Source organism: Variovorax sp. GW821-FHT10B04, from assembly GCF_059415645.1.
Window position 1 is genome coordinate 162,293 of record NZ_JBWKNQ010000009.1, and the last position, 13,879, is coordinate 176,171.

Here is a 13,879-nt window from a genome sequence, read left to right on the forward strand (position 1 = left end):
CCCGGCATGCATAATCGACTCAGTTCAAAAATTGGGGGTTTGATTATGCTCGACCGGGACGGCTTCAGGCCCAACGTCGGCATCATCCTGCTCAACCAGAGAAACCAGGTTTTTTGGGGCAAACGCATCCGCACCCACTCCTGGCAATTCCCGCAGGGCGGCATTGATCGCGGCGAAAGCCCCGAACAGGCGATGTTCAGGGAACTGCACGAGGAAGTGGGGCTCCATCCGGAGCATGTGCGCATCGTCGCCCGTACCCGTGACTGGTTGCGCTACGAGGTGCCGGATCGGTTCATTCGCCGAGACGCACGAGGCCACTACAAGGGCCAGAAGCAGATCTGGTATCTGCTGCAGCTGGTCGGCCATGACTGGGATCTGAATCTGCGCGCCACCGACCATCCGGAGTTCGATGCATGGCGCTGGCACGATTACTGGGTGCCGCTCGATGTGGTCGTCGAATTCAAACGCGGCGTCTACGAGATGGCGCTGACCGAGCTTGCTCGCTACCTGCCTCGGCAGGATTTCCGCAACCGCTTCCTGCGCAGCAACGTACGTGCTCGAGAATTCGAACGCCATCCGTCGGGCGCCGGACCGGAATCCAATTTCGAACTTCCTCCGGGCGCCAGCTTCGACCCGGATCCCAATGGCACTTCAGCGAACGATCCCCCTTTCCCGCCCGACTCCGTTCTTGCGCCGCGCTAGCCGGGTGCTCGCTCTGGCGGCGACCTGCCTGTGCGTGTCGGCCGGCGCTTCCGCCCAACTCTTCCAGAACAAGGACTGGCAGGAAAGCGCCGTCCCTCCGCCGCCGGCCTTCAGCGAAAGCCGTCTGGTGCCCATCGAGATGCCGCCTTACCTGAGCCTGAAATTCGGCGTCGATCCAGCGACGATCACCATCACCGGCGACGGCGTGGTGCGCTATGTGGTCGTCGCAAGCAACCGTGCGGGTGGCGCGACCAATGCGCTCTATGAAGGCATTCGCTGCGCCACCGGGGAAATGAAGAGCTACGCACGTTTCTCCAACGGCAGTTGGGAGACGGCCCAGGAGTCCGACTGGATTCCGATGCGAGCACTGAAGTCGGGTTACTCGCTGGCGCTGGCGACACAGGGGATCTGCCGGGGCGCAGCACCGCGCCAGACGGCGGGCGAGATGATGAGCCACCTCCGGAACCCGATTCGAGAAGTCGAGTAGCAGTCCTCCACGCCCGTCAGTCAGTCACCGACAGGGCGTAGAAGACTCCGTCGGATCAGCGGCTGCCTGCGAGCAGTACCATGTTGTCGCGGTGAACCATCTCCGGCTCGGCGACATAGCCGAGCAGGCGCTCGAATTCGGACGACGGTTTGCGGCAGAGCATCCGCGCCTCGGAGCTCGAATAGTTCGCCAGCCCGCGCGCCACTTCACGGCCTTCCTCGTCGTGCACGGCGATCACGTCGCCGCGCGAAAAATCACCTTCAACCGAGGTCATTCCGATCGGCAGCAGACTCTTTCCCTCTGTTCGCACCTTGGCCGCAGCACCTGCGTCGACAGTGACCGCACCTCGCAGTTGCAGATGGTCCGCCATCCAGCGCTTGCGTGCCTGATGCTTGGCCGTCTGCGCAAGCAGCAGCGTACCGATCGGCTCGCCTCGCGACAGGCGCAGCAGCGCATCCGATTCGCGCCCCCAGGCGATCACGGTCGATGCGCCTGAACCCGCGGCGCGCTTGGCAGCGAGAATTTTGGTGAGCATGCCGCCACGGCCAATGCTCGAACCCGCACCGCCGGCCATTGCCTCGAGCGCGGGATCACCGGCGGCTGCTTCGTGAACGAAGGTCGCGTCCGGATCCTTGCGCGGATCCGCGGTGAACAGACCTTTCTGGTCTGTCAGGATGACTAGCGCATCTGCCTCGACCAGGTTGGCAACCAATGCGCCGAGTGTGTCGTTGTCGCCGAACTTGATCTCGTCGTTGACGACCGTGTCGTTCTCGTTGATCACCGGCACGACGCCGAGCTTGAGCAGCGTGACGAGCGTCGAACGCGCATTCAAGTAACGCTCACGGTCGGCCAGATCCGCATGCGTCAGCAGCACCTGGGCACTGCCCACGCCGTTCTCGCGGAGTTTGGTCTCGTAGACCTGCACCAGCCCCATCTGGCCGACAGCGGCGGCAGCCTGGAGTTCGTTGATTTCCTGAGGACGCGTGCGCCAGCCGAGCCGCTTCATCCCTTCGGCAATGGCACCACTCGACACCATGACCAGCTCACGTCCTTCGCGCGTGAGCATGGCCAACTGCCGGCACCATTCACCGATCGCCTGCTCGTCGAGCCCGCGACCTTCGTTGGTGACGAGGCTGGAACCAACCTTGACGACGATGCGGCGCGCATCACGCAGCGCAGCGGAACCGGTGGTCGAAATCATGTCTGATGGGGCACTTGGCCCGGTGAATGCATCCAAGGCTGCGAAGGCCCGCAGCGCGCGATTGAAGGTCAGTCAGCCTTGCCGGGCGTCTCGACGAAACGTGGATCCACGTCGACCGGAGGCTTTTCGGCTTCCTGCTGGGCATGCACGTGTTTATAGATCGCATGCACCAGCGGCTCGCAGCCCTCCCGCGTGAGCGCGGATATCTCGAAGACCGGCCCCTTGAAGCGCAGACGCTTGACGAAATCCTTGACGCGTGCGGCACGTTCGTCTTCCGGGACCATGTCAAGCTTGTTCAGCACCAGCCAGCGTGGCTTGTCGAACAGGCCCGCGTCGTACTTCTTGAGTTCTCCGACGATCGCCTTCGCCTGTGCAACCGGATCAACGCCTTCGTCGAATGGCGCGAGATCCACCACATGCAGCAGCAAGCGCGTGCGCTGCAGATGCCGCAGGAACAGATGGCCAAGACCCGCACCTTCGGCCGCACCTTCGATCAACCCGGGAAGGTCGGCGACAACGAAGCTCTGCTCCGGCCCGACGCGAACCACGCCCAGGTTCGGGTGCAGCGTGGTGAAGGGATAGTCCGCGATACGCGGCCGCGCATTGGATACAGCGCTGATGAAAGTCGATTTGCCGGCGTTCGGCATGCCGAGCAGGCCGACATCGGCCAGAACCTTCAGTTCGAGCTTGAGGTTCTTCTTTTCGCCGGGCCAGCCGGGCGTTTTCTGACGCGGGGCGCGGTTGATCGCGCTCTTGAAGCGCATGTTGCCAAAGCCGCCATCGCCGCCCTTGGCGATGGTGATCACCTCGCCGTCCACCAGCAATTCGTAAAGCACTTCACCGGTTTCGGCGTCGGAAATGATGGTTCCGACGGGCATCTTCAACGTGATGTCGTCACCGGCAGCTCCGAACATGTCGGAACCCATGCCATGCTGTCCGCGTTTCGCATCATGACGACGCGAATAGCGGAAATCGACCAGCGTGTTGAGATTGGAATCGGCCACCGCGAACACATGCCCGCCACGGCCGCCATCGCCACCGTTGGGTCCGCCGAATTCCTTGTACTTCTCATGACGGAACGACACGCAGCCATTGCCGCCATCGCCTGCTGCGACGTCGATGAACGCTTCGTCAACGAACTTCATGAGATGCCCAGTTTACAAATGGACCCGAGCTAGCGGGTAAAAACGAAAAAGCCCCGACAAGCGGGGCTTCGAACGGATCGAAGTGACGGGTTTAAACCGGCGTCACGCTGACCGTGTGCTTGTTCAATGCGCCTTTGTAGCCGAACGACACTTGGCCGTCGACCAGGGCGAACAACGTGTGGTCCTTGCCCAAACCGACGTTCACGCCAGCATGGAACTGGGTACCGCGCTGGCGAACGATGATCGAGCCTGCGCTGATCGTTTCGCCGCCAAACGCCTTGACGCCGAGCATCTTGGGCTTGGAATCGCGCCCGTTTCGCGTAGAGCCGCCGCCTTTTTTCTGTGCCATGGTGCCTTCTCCTTAACCGGCGATCGCGCCAATTTGCAGTTCGGTGAACTGCTGGCGATGGCCTTGACGTTTCTGATAGTGCTTACGACGGCGCATCTTGAAGATGTGGACCTTGTCGTGTTTGCCATGCGACAGCACTGTGACTGTCACCGTTGCACCGGACACCAGGGGCGTGCCGACCTTGATTGCGCTACCGTCGCCGACGGCGAGCACTTGGTCGATCACGATTTCCTGGCCTACGTCCGCAGCAATCTGTTCTACTTTAATTTTTTCGCCGGAAGCAACGCGATACTGCTTGCCGCCGGTTTTTATGACCGCGTACATGTAAACCTCTTTGAATAAGATGGCTCCGCGGCGAATTCCGCAGAGCCCTCGATGTTAGCACGACGCGAGCTTTGCCGTCCAGCCCGAACGCACGACGGTGAACGGGCGAGCAGCCGCTACCTATAATCGGCGGATCAGGCTTCGTGCCTTTTTTTCGTATTCACGCAGCGCATAGCGCCTCCGTTTTGCCTAGCTCCGACGCCGACAACTCCCCCACCGCAGCAGTCCTCGGGCTGATCGCGGCCGACATGCGCGAGGTCGACAACGTGATCTCGCTGCGCCTGGACACGGGCGTTCCATTGGTCAGCGAGGTATCGAAATACATCATTTCGGCCGGAGGCAAGCGACTGCGCCCAGCGCTGCTCTTGCTCATGTGTGGCGCACTCGGTTACGAAGGATCGCAACGCTTCAATCTGGCGGCGGTGGTCGAGTTCATCCATACCGCCACGCTGCTCCATGACGATGTCGTAGACGAATCAACGCTGCGGCGCGGCCGACCAACGGCGAACGAGTCTTTTGGAAATCCAGCCAGCGTACTGGTTGGAGATTTCCTCTACTCGCGCGCTTTCCAGATGATGCTGGACGCCGACAACGTGCGCGTGATGCAGATCCTTGCGGAAGCCACCAACATCATTGCCGAAGGCGAAGTCTTGCAATTGATGAACATGCACGACGCGTCGCTCGACGAGGCGGCGTATGTGCGTGTGATCCGCTCCAAGACGGCAAAGCTGTTCGAGGCGAGTACACGCCTCGCAGCCGTGCTCGCTGGCGCAGCACCCGATATCGAAGACGCTTGTGCGACCTACGGGCAAGCACTTGGCACAGCCTTTCAGATCATCGACGACGTCCTGGACTACGCGGGTGACGCAAGCGAAACCGGCAAGAATCTTGGCGATGACCTGCGCGAAGGCAAGACGACGCTTCCACTCATTCTTGCGATGCAGCGAGGAACGACGGCACAAGCAAGCCTCATCCGCGCGGCCATCGAGGCAGGCGACACCGACCAGCTCGAGCAGATCATCAAGATCGTGCGAGAAACAGGTGCGCTCGACGCGACCCGGTCGGCAGCCGCCCTGGAAGCGCAACGTGCAATCGATGCATTACGGTCGTTTGCATCAAATTCGTACGCAAAAGGTTTGCTACAATTAGCGGCTCAGCTGCTTGAGCGACGTGCTTGAGGCTCTTTACGGGTCCATACGTTGCTCTTCTTACACATCGGGGTGTAGCTTAGCCTGGTAGAGCGCTACGTTCGGGACGTAGAGGCCGGAGGTTCGAATCCTCTCACCCCGACCAGTCTTGTGTGCTGTAAATCAAATATCGCCAACTCTGGCCAAGATTTACATGCCATTGGTGATCGGCGATGATCGTGAAGCATTTCTTCACATCTCTTACTTCGCCGAATGGCCGCTGTCGAATCCCTCGCAAAATCCAGCTCGTTGCCCATCGCTTTGCCGGGGCTGGCTCGCGCATTGGTCGCGGCAGGTCAATTGGCCTTGAAGACGGCTGAAGATCTCTATCAAAAATCGCTTCAGAACCGCTCCAGCTTCATCGCGGAGCTCACGGAGACTGGCGCCGTATCTGCAGCCGATCTTGCACATACGCTGTCCAGCGCCTTCGGTGCCCCGCTGATTGACCTGGATGCCATCGATGTCAGGCAACTGCCACAAGGTCTCCTCGATCCAAAACTCTGCCAGGCCTATCGGATCATCGTTCTCAGCAAGCGCAACAACCGACTGCTGGTCGCGACCGCCGACCCATCGGATCAGCAGGCTGCAGAGAAGATCAAGTTCGCGTCGCAGATGGGTGTCGATTGGGTCATCGCCGAATACGACAAGCTTTCCCGCATGGTCGAAGCAACGACGGGGCATGCGACCGACAGCACCGACGCCGTCGTGGGTGCCGAGTTCGAATTCGACGAATCCGCATTCGAAGCCGTATCCGACACACTGAGCGCAGCCATCTCCGATGTCGAGGACGCCCCTGTCGTGCGCTTCTTGCGCAAAATGCTGGTCGACGCTGTCAGCATGCGCGCATCCGACATTCATTTCGAGCCTTACGAGCATCACTATCGCGTGCGCTTTCGCATCGACGGAGAACTGCGAGAGGTCGCGAGTCCACCGGCGGTGATCAAAGACAAGCTGGCATCGCGCATCAAGGTCATTTCCCGGCTCGACATTGCCGAGAAACGTGTCCCGCAGGACGGCCGGATGAAGCTGAAGATCATCCAGGACAAGGCCATCGATTTTCGCGTCAGCACCCTGCCCACGCTGTTCGGTGAAAAGATCGTGATCCGGATCCTCGACCCCGGAACCACTCGCCTCGGCATCGATGCGCTGGGTTACGACGAGATCGAAAAGGCGCGGCTGCTCGCCGCCATTGCAAGGCCGTACGGCATGGTGCTCGTCACCGGCCCGACGGGCTCCGGGAAGACGGTTTCGCTCTATACCTGCCTGAACCTCCTCAACAAGCCGGGCGTGAACATCGCGACGGCAGAAGATCCCTCGGAAATCAACCTCCCCGGGGTGAACCAGGTCAATGTCAACGAGCGAGCGGGCCTGACGTTCGCGACGGCGCTGCGCGCCTTTCTGCGACAAGATCCCGACATCATCATGGTGGGAGAAATCAGAGACGTCGAGACGGCCGATATCTCCATCAAGGCCGCACAGACAGGGCATCTCGTGCTGTCGACGCTGCACACCAATGACGCACCGACCACGCTCACGCGCATGCGCCACATGGGCATCGCGCCGTTCAACATCGCATCGAGCGTGATCCTGATCACCGCGCAGCGTCTGGTACGACGGCTGTGCGCGCTCTGCCGGGAACGGGCCGAGGTTCCACGCCAGGTGTTATTGGAAGCTGGCTTCGAATCAGCCGATCTCGACGGTACATGGCAGCCCTATCGACCCGTCGGCTGCGGCGCCTGCGCTGGCGGCTATAAAGGGCGCATCGGCATCTACCAGGTCATGCCGATCAGCGAAGAAATCCAGAAGATCATTCTGCGAGACGGAAGTGCAAGCGAGATCGCGCAACAGTCCGAAGCCGAAGGCGTGCGTTCGCTGCGTCAAGCCGGGCTGCGCAAGGTCATCCAGGGACTGACATCGCTCGAAGAAGTCGTGGCAGTCACCAACGAATAGACCGAGGAATGCAGAAGTCCATGGCAAGCGCAGGATCAGGTCGGCTACCCAAGGAACACGTCTTCGAATGGGAAGGCAGGGATCGCACCGGCAAGCAGCTGAGTGGTGAAGTGCGCGCCGCCGGTGAAAACCAGGTCCAGGTTGCGCTGCGTCGCCAAGGCGTGCTCGTGTCCAAGATCAAGAAGAGGCGCGTGGGCGCCGGCCGCGCGATCAAGCCCAAGGACATCGCGATCTTCACGCGGCAGCTCGCCACGATGATGAAGGCGGGTGTACCGCTCCTGCAGTCCTTTGACATCGTCGGCCGCGGCAATGCCAATCCGAGTGTGGCGAGGCTTCTCAACGGCGTTCGGAGCGACGTCGAGACCGGCACCTCGCTGTCCGCCGCCTTCCGCAAGTTTCCCAGGCATTTCGACGCCCTGTACTGCAACCTCGTCGAAGCTGGCGAGGCAGCAGGCATCCTGGAGGACCTGCTCGACCGACTGGCCACGTACATGGAGAAAACCGAAGCCATCAAGTCGAAGATCAAGTCGGCGCTCATGTACCCCAGCTCGGTGGTCGTCGTGGCCTTGGTGGTCGTCGCGATCATCATGATCTTCGTCATTCCGGCGTTCAAGCAGGTGTTCTCGTCGTTCGGCGCCGATCTGCCGGCGCCAACACTCTTCGTGATGGCAGCCAGCGACTACTTTGTCGCCTACTGGTGGCTGATCCTGGGCGTCACCGGCGGCGGCCTGTACTTCTTCTTCCGGTCATGGAAGCGCAATGTCCGAATGCAGCGGACCATGGACCGGTTGTTGCTGCGCCTGCCCATCTTCGGCACGCTCATCGATAAATCCTGCGTGGCACGCTGGACTCGCACACTGGCAACGATGTTTGCAGCGGGTGTGCCGATGGTCGAGGCGCTCGACTCGGTGGGCGGCGCCTCCGGGAACTCGGTCTACGCCGACGCCACCGCCAAAGTGCAGCAAGAAGTCTCCAGCGGCACCAGTCTCACGGCAGCAATGGGCAACACCAACCTGTTTCCTTCGATGGTGCTTCAAATGGCGGCGATCGGCGAAGAGTCGGGTTCGATCGACCACATGCTCGGCAAGGCGGCCGACTTCTACGAGGCGGAGGTCGACGACATGGTCGCCGGACTCTCCAGCCTGATGGAACCGATCATCATCGTGTTCCTCGGCATCATCATCGGAGGCATCGTGGTCTCGATGTATATGCCCATCTTCAAGCTCGGACAGGTCGTCTGATGCCGTTTTCACAAGGATGGGCCACGGCACTGGCGGGCCTGCTGGGCCTGCTGATCGGCAGCTTCCTGAACGTGGTGATCCACCGGCTGCCCATGATGCTCGAGAAGCAATGGGCCGCCGATTGCGCGGATGCCGATCCCACGCGGCCCGTGCCCTCCGAAGCGGAGAAGCCTTTCAATCTGATGGTGCCTCGCTCGCGTTGCCCGGATTGCGGGCACCTCATCCGCTGGCACGAGAACATTCCTGTACTGAGCTACCTCTTTCTGCGCGGCCGCTGCGCATCCTGCAAGGCGCGGATCAGCGTGCGTTATCCGATGGTCGAACTCGTCACGGCGGCGCTGTTCGCATGGTGTGTCTGGCGCATGCCGGGACAGGCAGGCGCGCTCGCCTGGTGCGTTTTTTCGGCGGCACTCCTGACATTGGCATTGATCGACTGGGACACGACGCTGCTGCCAGACAACATCACGTTGCCCCTGCTCTGGGCTGGCCTGCTCGCGGCAGCGACCGGCGTCACGCACGTCACACTGCAAAGTGCCGTCTGGGGCGCTGCTTCGGGCTATGTGTCGCTATGGTCGGTTTACTGGCTCTTCAAGCTCGCGACCGGCAAAGAAGGCATGGGTTACGGTGACTTCAAGCTCTTCGCGGCCTTCGGCGCCTGGTTCGGCTGGCAGTCACTTCTGCCGATCATTCTGATGGCCTCGTTGATCGGCGTGGCGGTCGGACTCGCGCTGAAGCTGACGAACAAGCTGCGTGACGGCGGCTACATTCCCTTCGGCCCTTTTCTTGCGGCGGCGGGATTCACGGCCATGCTGTTCGGACCCGAAGCGATATTCCGTACTTTGGGGCTTTGAAAAAAGGAGAACCGGTGGGCCAAGTACTTCGGATCGGACTGACCGGCGGCATCGGCAGCGGCAAGAGCACGGTAGCCGCCTTGCTCGTGCAGAAAGGCGCAGCGCTTGTCGATACCGACGCCATCGCACGGGCCATCACACTGCCGTGTGGCGCCGCAATTCCAGCCATTGAGGCGTCCTTCGGGGCTGCTGCCATCGCCGCCGACGGCAGCATGGACCGCGCCTACATGCGCGGTGTCGTCTTCGCCGATCCGGACGCCAAGCGCGTGCTGGAGTCGATCCTGCATCCTCTGATCGGCGCCGAATGCGAACGCCAGGCTTCCGCTGCTGCAGCCTCCAGCCCGGTGATCGTGTTCGACGTACCGCTGCTGGTTGAATCCAGACGCTGGCGCGCGATCGTGAACCGCGTGCTGATCGTGGATGCCTCGGAAGAGACTCAGCTGCAACGTGTGATTGCACGCTCCGGCTGGCAGGCCGAGGCCGTCCGTGCAGTGATTGCGCAGCAGGCCCAGCGCCGCACCCGGCGCGCCGCGGCGGACGCCGTCATCTACAACGAATCCCTGACGCTCGATGAGCTGGAGCGCGAGGTAGGCAGCCTCTGGCGACACTGGGTCGTCCAATAGTTTTGCGCTGAACCGGATCCGGGCTCGGAACCCGGAGAAAATTCAGCTACGCTTCATGTTGCAAGCGTTACGACATAGTTTGAAGCCTGATCGATGATTGCTGACACTATGATGGCTGCGACAGGAAACCTATCCGCGTGATTCTTTACGAGTACCCATTCAACGAGCGCATTCGGACCTATCTGAGGCTCGAACACCTGTTTCGCCGTCTCGGCGAGCTCGTTCCCTCAGAATCCGCGCTGTCTCATCACTATGCGCTGACCACGATCTTCGAGATCATGGAGGTTGCTGCACGCGCCGACCTGAAGTCGGACGTCATGCGTGATCTCGACAAGCACAAGAATGTCTTCAACAGCTATCGCGGCAATCCGGCCATATCAGAAACGGCGCTCGACAACATCGTGGCGCAGCTGGAGCGCAAGTTTGCAGCGTTGAACGCGGTCCCGGGCAAATCCGGTCAGGCACTCACCGAGAACGAATGGCTGATGGGAATCCGCAGTCGCGCAGGCATCCCTGGAGGCACGTGCGAGTTCGATCTGCCTGCATACCATGCCTGGCAGAACCATCTTCCGGCAGACCGGCGCCGTGATCTCGAACGCTGGTCGGCAACGCTTGCGCCGCTGGCTGAATCGATTTACGTGCTGCTCAAGCTGCTGCGCGACTCCGATGTGCCGTACAAGGTCATGGCCACCGCAGGGCAGTTCCAGCAGAATCTTCCGCAAGGACGCAGCTTCCAGTTGCTACGGCTGCGCATCGACCCCAGCCTGGGCCTGATTCCCGAGATCAGCGGCAACCGCCTGATGGTTTCGGTGCGACTCATGCGGCATGGCGCCGATGATCGGCTGCAGCACAGTGCCGAAGACACCCCCTTCGAACTCACGCTGTGCGCGTGAGCACCGCGCCCCCGGCCGAGCAAGAGCACCCGATGCCGATGCTGGGAAGAATTTCAACGAGAAGACCCCCGCCTGAAACGCGGAGATGAGCCATGAGCCCCGTGAATGACATCGGAGAGCGGATCGTCCGCTGCCCGGCCTGTGGCCAGGACAGCGTGTATGCCGCGCGCAACCCTTATCGCCCGTTCTGCAGCGCGCGCTGCAAGGGCATCGACCTCGGCGCCTGGGCCAATGAGGAATTCCGCATGCCTGCGGAAACACCGCCGGACGACGAACCCTTCGGCGACCCCAAGATGCAGTGAGACTTCGCTCAGGCCCCTGGCTTGAGGTATTCCGACAGGCCGCGCTCCTCGGCAAGCCATGCCAGCACCGGCATCGCCCCAGGCAGCACGGGTGTGACATCGAGCGGCAGTTGCTGCCAGCACATCGCCTGGCCTTCCCGCATTTCGAACGCGCCTGACCACGAGCGCACCTTGCACCAATGCAGACGCACGAGCGCATGCGGGTAGTCGTGCTCCGTGACCTTCCAGACCTCGGCGCCCGCGATCGTGATCCCGAGTTCTTCCTCCAGCTCGCGCCTCAAGGCCTGCTCGATGCTCTCGCCGGCCTCGATCTTGCCGCCCGGAAATTCCCAATAGCCTGCGTAAGGCTTGCCTTCAGGGCGCGTGGACAGCAGCAACGCATCGTCCTCGCGAATCAGAATTCCCACCGCAACCTCGGTGTGCTTGCGCGCTTCACTCATCGGGCATCTCCACTCTGGCTGCGGTACCGCGCATCTTCCGTCGGGTGGGCTGCGTTCATGCTGGCACCGTAGCGTCGAGTCGCCCGGCGTAGTCACGCGCGAACTGATACGCCACGCGACCGCTGCGCGAGCCCCGCTCCAGCGCCCAGACCAACGCCTCGGCCCGTGCCGCTTCGATCGCCTTGGCATCGATGCCGAAAGACGATAGCCACTGGGCGACGATCGTCAGGTATTCGGCCTGGCTGAACGGATAGAAACTGACCCAGAGTCCGAAACGCTCCGACAACGAGATCTTTTCCTCGATCACTTCGCCCGGATGCACCTCGCCATCGTCGGTATGCGTATAGCTGAGGTTGTCTTTCATGTACTCGGGCAGCAGGTGGCGCCGATTGCTTGTCGCGTAGATCAACACGTTGGGCGTCGCCGCGGCCACGGAGCCGTCGAGGATCGACTTGAGCGCCTTGTAGCCCGGCTCACCCTCGTCGAAGCTCAGGTCGTCGCTGAAGACGATGAATTTCTCGGGCCGGCCGGAAACCACCTCGACGATGTCCGGCAGGTCGGTGAGTTCGGCCTTGTCGACCTCGATCAGCCGCAGGCCCTGCGGTGCATAGGCCTGGAGGCAGGCCCGGATCAGGGAAGACTTGCCGGTGCCGCGTGCACCGGTCAGGAGCACATTGTTCGCAGGCTTGCCCTCGACGAACTGCCGCGTGTTGCGCTCGATCTTCTCCTTCTGGACGTCGATCTCCTTGAGCGAGTCCAGCGGCATCTGCGCCACGTGGCGCACCGGCTCCAGCGTGCCGTGGCCCGAACTGCGGCGCCGATAGCGCCAGGCGATCGCCGCATTCCAGTCGGCGGGCGCCTGCAACGGCTGCGGAAGGATCGACTCGATGCGCGAAATCAGTTGCTCGGCGCGCTCGATCAGCTTCTCAAACTTGTCGTTCATCACGACCGGTAGTCGGCGTTGATCGACACGTAGTCGTGACTCAGGTCGCAGGTCCACACGGTGTCCACCGCGTTGCCACGGCCCAGTGCGATGCGCACGGTGATCTCGCTCTGCTTCATCACGCGCTGGCCATCTTCCTCGCGGTAGGCTGGATTGCGACCGCCCTTGACGGCCACATGCACATCGTCCAGGTACAAGTCGATGCCCGTCTGGTCCAGATCGGCGATGCCGGCATAGCCGACCGCCGCCAGGATGCGGCCGAGGTTCGGATCGCTCGCGAAGAACGCGGTCTTGACCAACGGCGAGTGCGCCACAGCGTAGGCGACCTGCCGGCATTCGGCGGCATCCGCGCCGCCTTCGACTCGAATCGTGATGAACTTGGTGGCCCCTTCGCCGTCGCGCACGATCGCCTGCGCCAGTTGGCGAGCGACGTTCTGCATGGCTTCGACGAGCGCCCGGCCGTCATCCGAATCGAGCGAGGTGATGACCGCGTGGCCGGCTTTCTGCGTGGCGATGACGACGAAGGAATCGTTGGTCGACGTGTCGCCGTCGATCGTCACGCGGTTGAAGGACGCATCCGCCAGGCGCTTGGCCAGCGGCTGGACCAGCGACGGATCGATCTTCGCATCGGTCGCCATGAAACCCAGCATGGTGGCCATGTTCGGCCGGATCATGCCGGCACCCTTGCTGATGCCGGTGATGCTGACGGTCACGCCGCCGATCTGCACCTGCTGGCTGAACGCCTTCGGTAAGGTGTCGGTCGTCATGATGCCTTCGGCCGCGCGCGCCCAGTGATCGGGCGCGGCGTCGGCCAGCGCGGCGGGCAGGCCAGCCTCGATGCGGTCGACAGGCAACGGCTCCATGATCACGCCGGTCGAGAACGGCAGGATCTGCTCGGGCGCGATGTCCAGCTCGCGGGCCAATGCGACGCAACTCTGGTGAGTGCGCGCCAGGCCGTCCTGGCCGGTGCCGGCATTTGCGTTGCCGGTATTGATGAGCATCGCGCGGATGCCGAAGTTCTTGGCCAGATGTTCACGGCAGACCTGCACCGGCGCGGCGCAGAAGCGGTTCTGCGTGAAGACGCCACCCACGGCGGCGCCTTCGTCGATCAGCACGACCGTCAAGTCCTTGCGGTTGGCTTTGCGCACGCCGGCTTCGGCAACGCCGATACGGACGCCGGGCACCGCGAACAGCGCGGCGGGATCAGGAGCAGACAGATTCACGGGCATGGATGGTTCCTT

The 13,879-nt window shown here is 62.1% G+C and carries 16 protein-coding genes and 1 tRNA gene; 10 read left to right on the forward strand and 7 right to left on the reverse strand.

Annotated features, from left to right (window positions below; all coding sequences use genetic code 11):
• The first annotated feature begins 45 nt into the window (after positions 1–45).
• Positions 46–702: an RNA pyrophosphohydrolase gene (locus AC07PZ_RS21945; protein WP_495297382.1), complete on the forward strand. Its 657-nt coding sequence runs from the start codon at positions 46–48 to the stop codon at positions 700–702.
• A 4-nt stretch (positions 703–706) separates the two neighbouring features.
• Positions 707–1,189 carry a CNP1-like family protein gene (locus tag AC07PZ_RS21950; RefSeq protein WP_495297261.1) on the forward strand — a complete coding sequence of 161 codons (483 nt, stop codon included), beginning with the start codon at positions 707–709 and terminating at the stop codon, positions 1,187–1,189.
• Positions 1,190–1,244: 55 nt separating this feature from the next.
• On the opposite strand, the gene proB is transcribed toward AC07PZ_RS21950, so the two are convergent.
• The 4 genes from proB to rplU all read right to left on the reverse strand — a co-directional run bounded on the left by proB (position 1,245) and on the right by rplU (position 4,208).
• Complete coding sequence (proB, locus tag AC07PZ_RS21955; protein WP_495297262.1) at positions 1,245–2,390, reverse strand: glutamate 5-kinase; 1,146 nt, start codon at positions 2,388–2,390, stop codon at positions 1,245–1,247.
• Positions 2,391–2,458: 68 nt separating this feature from the next.
• Positions 2,459–3,535, reverse strand: coding sequence for an Obg family GTPase CgtA (gene cgtA / locus AC07PZ_RS21960; protein WP_495297263.1), 1,077 nt, complete (start codon positions 3,533–3,535; stop codon positions 2,459–2,461).
• Between the two features lie 91 nt (positions 3,536–3,626).
• Positions 3,627–3,884, reverse strand: coding sequence for a 50S ribosomal protein L27 (rpmA, locus tag AC07PZ_RS21965; protein ID WP_495297264.1), 258 nt, complete (start codon positions 3,882–3,884; stop codon positions 3,627–3,629).
• 12 nt (positions 3,885–3,896) lie between these two features.
• On the reverse strand, positions 3,897–4,208 hold the full coding sequence (rplU, locus tag AC07PZ_RS21970; RefSeq protein ID WP_495297265.1) for a 50S ribosomal protein L21: 312 nt from the start codon (positions 4,206–4,208) through the stop codon (positions 3,897–3,899).
• Positions 4,209–4,393: 185 nt separating this feature from the next.
• Here rplU and AC07PZ_RS21975 point away from each other — a divergent pair, with 185 nt between their 5' ends.
• From AC07PZ_RS21975 to AC07PZ_RS22010, 8 genes are all read left to right on the forward strand, one after another.
• Positions 4,394–5,386, forward strand: a complete 993-nt coding sequence (locus AC07PZ_RS21975; protein ID WP_495297383.1) for a polyprenyl synthetase family protein — start codon at positions 4,394–4,396, stop codon at positions 5,384–5,386.
• Positions 5,387–5,424: 38 nt separating this feature from the next.
• A tRNA-Pro gene (locus AC07PZ_RS21980) sits at positions 5,425–5,501 on the forward strand.
• Positions 5,502–5,608: 107 nt separating this feature from the next.
• A complete protein-coding gene (gene pilB, locus AC07PZ_RS21985; protein WP_495297266.1) occupies positions 5,609–7,345 on the forward strand; it encodes a type IV-A pilus assembly ATPase PilB in 1,737 nt (578 codons plus the stop codon).
• Positions 7,346–7,365: 20 nt separating this feature from the next.
• A complete protein-coding gene (locus AC07PZ_RS21990) occupies positions 7,366–8,586 on the forward strand; it encodes a type II secretion system F family protein (RefSeq protein ID WP_495297384.1) in 1,221 nt (406 codons plus the stop codon).
• The gene (locus AC07PZ_RS21995; RefSeq protein WP_495297267.1) at positions 8,586–9,437 is read left to right on the forward strand and encodes a prepilin peptidase; all 852 of its coding nucleotides are present in this window, start codon (positions 8,586–8,588) and stop codon (positions 9,435–9,437) included. Before AC07PZ_RS21990 ends, AC07PZ_RS21995 begins: the two co-directional genes overlap by 1 nt.
• Positions 9,434–10,060, forward strand: a complete 627-nt coding sequence (gene coaE / locus AC07PZ_RS22000; protein WP_495297268.1) for a dephospho-CoA kinase — start codon at positions 9,434–9,436, stop codon at positions 10,058–10,060. The genes AC07PZ_RS21995 and coaE overlap by 4 nt, the downstream gene beginning before the upstream one ends.
• A 137-nt stretch (positions 10,061–10,197) precedes the next feature.
• On the forward strand, positions 10,198–10,953 hold the full coding sequence (gene zapD / locus AC07PZ_RS22005) for a cell division protein ZapD (protein ID WP_495297269.1): 756 nt from the start codon (positions 10,198–10,200) through the stop codon (positions 10,951–10,953).
• Between the two features lie 92 nt (positions 10,954–11,045).
• A complete protein-coding gene (locus tag AC07PZ_RS22010) occupies positions 11,046–11,255 on the forward strand; it encodes a DNA gyrase inhibitor YacG (RefSeq protein ID WP_495297270.1) in 210 nt (69 codons plus the stop codon).
• 8 nt (positions 11,256–11,263) lie between these two features.
• Here the strand turns inward: AC07PZ_RS22010 and AC07PZ_RS22015 are convergent, their stop codons facing one another.
• The 3 genes from AC07PZ_RS22015 to argJ are packed head-to-tail and all read right to left on the reverse strand — an operon-like array spanning position 11,264 to position 13,867.
• Positions 11,264–11,695: an NUDIX domain-containing protein gene (locus tag AC07PZ_RS22015; RefSeq protein WP_495297271.1), complete on the reverse strand. Its 432-nt coding sequence runs from the start codon at positions 11,693–11,695 to the stop codon at positions 11,264–11,266.
• A gap of 55 nt (positions 11,696–11,750) precedes the next feature.
• Positions 11,751–12,638, reverse strand: coding sequence for an ATP-binding protein (locus tag AC07PZ_RS22020; protein WP_495297272.1), 888 nt, complete (start codon positions 12,636–12,638; stop codon positions 11,751–11,753).
• A complete protein-coding gene (gene argJ / locus AC07PZ_RS22025) occupies positions 12,638–13,867 on the reverse strand; it encodes a bifunctional glutamate N-acetyltransferase/amino-acid acetyltransferase ArgJ (RefSeq protein WP_495297273.1) in 1,230 nt (409 codons plus the stop codon). The genes AC07PZ_RS22020 and argJ overlap by 1 nt, the downstream gene beginning before the upstream one ends.
• Between the last annotated feature and the right edge of the window lie 12 nt (positions 13,868–13,879).

Excerpts from the sequence above, each read along its gene's own strand:
- AC07PZ_RS21945 (WP_495297382.1), top strand. The coding sequence starts at position 46 with ATGCTCGACCGGGACGGCTTCAGGCCCAACGTCGGCATCATCCTGCTC.
- proB (WP_495297262.1), bottom strand. The coding sequence starts at position 2,390 with ATGATTTCGACCACCGGTTCCGCTGCGCTGCGTGATGCGCGCCGCATC.
- AC07PZ_RS21990 (WP_495297384.1), top strand. The coding sequence starts at position 7,366 with ATGGCAAGCGCAGGATCAGGTCGGCTACCCAAGGAACACGTCTTCGAA.
- pilB (WP_495297266.1), top strand. The coding sequence starts at position 5,609 with ATGGCCGCTGTCGAATCCCTCGCAAAATCCAGCTCGTTGCCCATCGCT.
- AC07PZ_RS22010 (WP_495297270.1), top strand. The coding sequence starts at position 11,046 with ATGAGCCCCGTGAATGACATCGGAGAGCGGATCGTCCGCTGCCCGGCC.
- argJ (WP_495297273.1), bottom strand. The coding sequence starts at position 13,867 with ATGCCCGTGAATCTGTCTGCTCCTGATCCCGCCGCGCTGTTCGCGGTG.
- rplU (WP_495297265.1), bottom strand. The coding sequence starts at position 4,208 with ATGTACGCGGTCATAAAAACCGGCGGCAAGCAGTATCGCGTTGCTTCC.
- rpmA (WP_495297264.1), bottom strand. The coding sequence starts at position 3,884 with ATGGCACAGAAAAAAGGCGGCGGCTCTACGCGAAACGGGCGCGATTCC.
- AC07PZ_RS22015 (WP_495297271.1), bottom strand. The coding sequence starts at position 11,695 with ATGAGTGAAGCGCGCAAGCACACCGAGGTTGCGGTGGGAATTCTGATT.
- cgtA (WP_495297263.1), bottom strand. The coding sequence starts at position 3,535 with ATGAAGTTCGTTGACGAAGCGTTCATCGACGTCGCAGCAGGCGATGGC.
- AC07PZ_RS22020 (WP_495297272.1), bottom strand. The coding sequence starts at position 12,638 with ATGAACGACAAGTTTGAGAAGCTGATCGAGCGCGCCGAGCAACTGATT.
- AC07PZ_RS21995 (WP_495297267.1), top strand. The coding sequence starts at position 8,586 with ATGCCGTTTTCACAAGGATGGGCCACGGCACTGGCGGGCCTGCTGGGC.